Genomic DNA, 3231 nt, shown 5'->3' with positions numbered 1-3231 from the left:
CCGCTCCGCGGCTCTCGCCGAACGGAGCGGCCCCCTCTGCGTCAATCGGCGGGGCGAGGGCTCGCTAGCTCTGCACCGCCACCTGGTCGAGGGCCATGAGGCTCGCGAACTGGTCGAACTGGTAGTTCGCGATGTGGGTGCTGAACACGTCGACGTTGTTGTCGAACAAGTAGGGCACCCATGGCACCACGTTCTCCATGAGGTCCTTGTCGACGCCTGCCCAGCAGCTGACGCGGGTGTCACCCGTCTCCGCCCCACACTTGTTCAGCTGGTCGTCGACGGAGGGGACCGACTTCACCGAGTAGCCCCACTTGCTGAGGTCGGCCGAGGACGCGCCCACCAGCGAGTAGTTGCAGCAGGCGTTGGGGCCGATGCTCGAGGACCCGAACAAGGGAGGACCGAAGGTGAACGCGTCCGCATAGTCCTTGCCCCAGGCGGGGCTCGGGCAGAACGCCACGTGCGCCGTCGGGTCGTTGCACTTGGCGTACATGGTGGTCCGCTCGAAGGACTTGATGTCCAGCGTGATGCCGAGCGGAGCCAGGTTCTGCGCGATCAGCTTGCTCTGCTGCGGGTAGGGATCGCCCTGGTCGATGACCGTGAGGACGTTCTTGCAGACCGAGGCGTCGCAGACGCCGTCGCCGTTGGTGTCGTACTTCGACTGCTTCATCTCGTCCTTGGCCTTCGCCATGTCCCCCGACGAGTTCGCCGTGGCGTACGGGTCGTACGTCTTCAGCTGATTGCTCTCCAGCGAGTCCACGATGATGTGCCCCGCGATCTCGCCGAAGGCGGGACCACCCCGCAGCTTCCGCAACCCGTCCTTGTCGATCGCGAAGTTCACCGCTTTCCGCACGTGGATGTCGTCGAACGGCGGCTGGGCGATGTTCATGGAGATGTACCGGACCGCGTCCGACGGATGGATCTGCACCTGGTCCTTCAGGTTCGGGTCCGTCTCGTACTTCTGGAGCTGGTCGGTCGGCGGGACGCCATCCAGCACCATGTCCAGCTCTCCGGAGTCGACCTTGGCCGCGAGGTCCTCCGCGGAAGCGGAGCTGATCTGGATGTTGATCTGATCCACGTTGGCCAGCCGGAGGTTGTCTGTGGACTTGTCCCACGAGGGGTTGCGGACCAGCACGATCGACTTTCCCGGCACGTACCCGGCGGCCGGCTTCTGTGAGGCCGCGGGCTGGGAGAAGTCGATCTGGTCGGCTCCCTGGAACATGTACGGCCCGGTGGCCACCAGGAAGCGTCCGTAGTCCTTGTCGTGGCCCTGCGCGACGCCGAGCTTGGCGCTCGCGTCGTTCGGGTTCGGCGGGATGGGGGCGGTGGCCGGCATGGCGAACCGGAACGGCAGGTCGCCGGCCGGCTGGGTCAGAGTCACGACAAGCGTGTTGTCATCCGGGGTCGACAGCCCCGTGATGGTGTTGGCCTTGCCCTTGGAGTAGTCGTCGAACCCCTTGATCACCGAGAAGTAGAACGAGTAGCCGCCCGCCGCGCACTGGGAGCAGGCTTCCCGCTCCAGCGCCCGCACGATGTCCTTGCTGGTGACGGTCTCGCTCTGGAGCGGCGGCGCGTACTTGATCCCCGGCTTCAGCTTGAACGTCCAGGTCAACCCGTCGCTCGACACCGTGGGCGGTGAGGCCGCCAGGTCCGGGAACACCTCGGCGCCATGCTGCGCCGTGTCGTGCCCGTTGTAGGACATGAGGGTCCGGAGCAGGCAGCAGCGGAAGAACTCCCAGGTGACCGAGTAGTACTCCTTCTGCGGATCGAACGCCGCGCTGACGTCCGAGGTCAGGGCCAGGTTCAGCGTTCCGCCCTGGGGAAGCGAGGACGTGCTGGCGCTCGGCGTGCCCGTCGCGCCGCTCGGCCCGGTGGTCCCGGTGACACCGGGCGACGTCGTCGTTGAACTCTTGCCGCACGCCGCGGCGACGAGCGAGACGGCGGCCGCGAACACCAACACCTTCGACAGATATCGCGTCATGGAGGTCTCTCCTTGGGTCGGCGGGGATATCGCATTCGCGGGCCGCCCCGGCCCGCCACCTCCTCTCGTTGGGCGCCGATCGAGCGCGTCGGGTTCTCCTACAGACCTGTACGACAGGGGCCATGGGGCGCGGGTGTCGGGTTCTTGCCGGAACGTTTCGGGATCTTGCCGTTCGGTGCCGGCTCCGGACGCCGGCTCCGGACCCGGCTACGCCAGTGCGGCCTCGGGCACCGCCGCCGCGAGGGCCCACCGGTTCCGGAGGTGCCGCTTTCGGTACTCGCTGGGGGAGAGCCCCACGCGGGTCCGGAACACGGTGCTGAAGTGGCTCGCGCTGCCGAACCCGGCGCGATGCGCGATCTGGGTGATGGAGAGCGAGGACACCTCCAGCAGCCGGCGGGCCCGCTCCACCCGGAGCGCCATGAGGTAGCGATGGGGAGGGATTCCGACGTGCGCCTTGAACACCCTCACCAGGTAGTACGGGCTGAGGGCGGCCACCCGCGACAGCGTGGTGAGGGTGATCGGCTCGGCGGCGTGCTCGTGCAGATACGCGCGGGCCGTCTCGATGCGCTCGAGCACGGCCGGGCTCAGGACCCGCCCGGAACCGCCCGAGCTCCGCGGTTCTCCGTCCTCGATCCAGCCGCCGTCTGCCATCGCGCTCCGAGGCGGAGGAAGGTCGCCTCGTCCGTTCCCCATTCGTCACCACGCGCATGCAGGGTTCGGGGGCCTCCGCAACGCTCGGCACGCCGGCGCATCGGCCTGCCGCCGACAGCGGGTCAAGGATTGAACCGCTGGGGCATGGATATAATCCGCGCGAGCGTCCCCTACCTGCGCAAATGCCACTTCTTCGAGACTTCGAGCATCGCCTGGAAAGCCTGGTCGAAGGCTTCTTCGCCAAGGCATTCCGCTCTGGCGTGCAGCCTGTGGAGCTGGCCAAACGCCTGCTGCGGGACATGGAGGCGGGCCAGACCGTCGGGGTCAACGAGGTGTGGGTCCCCAACCACTACACCTTCTGGCTCGCGCCGGAGGACCGGGCGCGGTTCGAGCAGGTGGAGGGCGCGCTGGCCTCCGAGCTCCGCCAGCTGGCCCGCCAGGGTGCGGAGGAGCGCGGCTGGCGGCTGGTGGGCCCCGCCGAGGTGCGGTTCGACACCGACCCCAGCCTGGGCAAGGGCGAGTTCCGGTGCGAAGCCCAGCTGGTGGAGGGGCCGGACCGCCCCCTCACGGGCGAGACGCGGGCCGCGCGGCAGCCCCCGAGC

Annotated in this window: 3 protein-coding genes; 1 reads left to right on the top strand and 2 read right to left on the bottom strand. The window is 68.3% G+C overall.

Translation table 11 applies throughout. The features are described from left to right. Positions 1–64: 64 nt before the first annotated feature. Both M3Q23_11245 and M3Q23_11240 read right to left on the bottom strand, forming a co-directional pair. Positions 65–1978, bottom strand: coding sequence for an ABC transporter substrate-binding protein (locus tag M3Q23_11245; protein MDP9342642.1), 1914 nt, complete (start codon positions 1976–1978; stop codon positions 65–67). A 207-nt stretch (positions 1979–2185) separates the two neighbouring features. After that, positions 2186–2629: an AraC family transcriptional regulator gene (locus tag M3Q23_11240; GenBank protein ID MDP9342641.1), complete on the bottom strand. Its 444-nt coding sequence runs from the start codon at positions 2627–2629 to the stop codon at positions 2186–2188. Between the two features lie 182 nt (positions 2630–2811). Between M3Q23_11240 and M3Q23_11235 the strand changes: the two genes are divergently transcribed. After that, a partial coding sequence (locus tag M3Q23_11235) for a DUF3662 domain-containing protein (protein MDP9342640.1) occupies positions 2812–3231 on the top strand: 420 nt, incomplete at its 3' end.

The organism is Actinomycetota bacterium, assembly GCA_030774015.1.
Lineage (GTDB): Bacteria > Actinomycetota > UBA4738 > UBA4738 > JACQTL01 > JALYLZ01.
This window is presented reverse-complemented; position numbering and strand designations above follow the sequence as displayed.

Excerpts from the sequence above, each read along its gene's own strand:
- M3Q23_11240 (MDP9342641.1), bottom strand. The coding sequence starts at position 2,629 with ATGGCAGACGGCGGCTGGATCGAGGACGGAGAACCGCGGAGCTCGGGC.
- M3Q23_11245 (MDP9342642.1), bottom strand. The coding sequence starts at position 1,978 with ATGACGCGATATCTGTCGAAGGTGTTGGTGTTCGCGGCCGCCGTCTCG.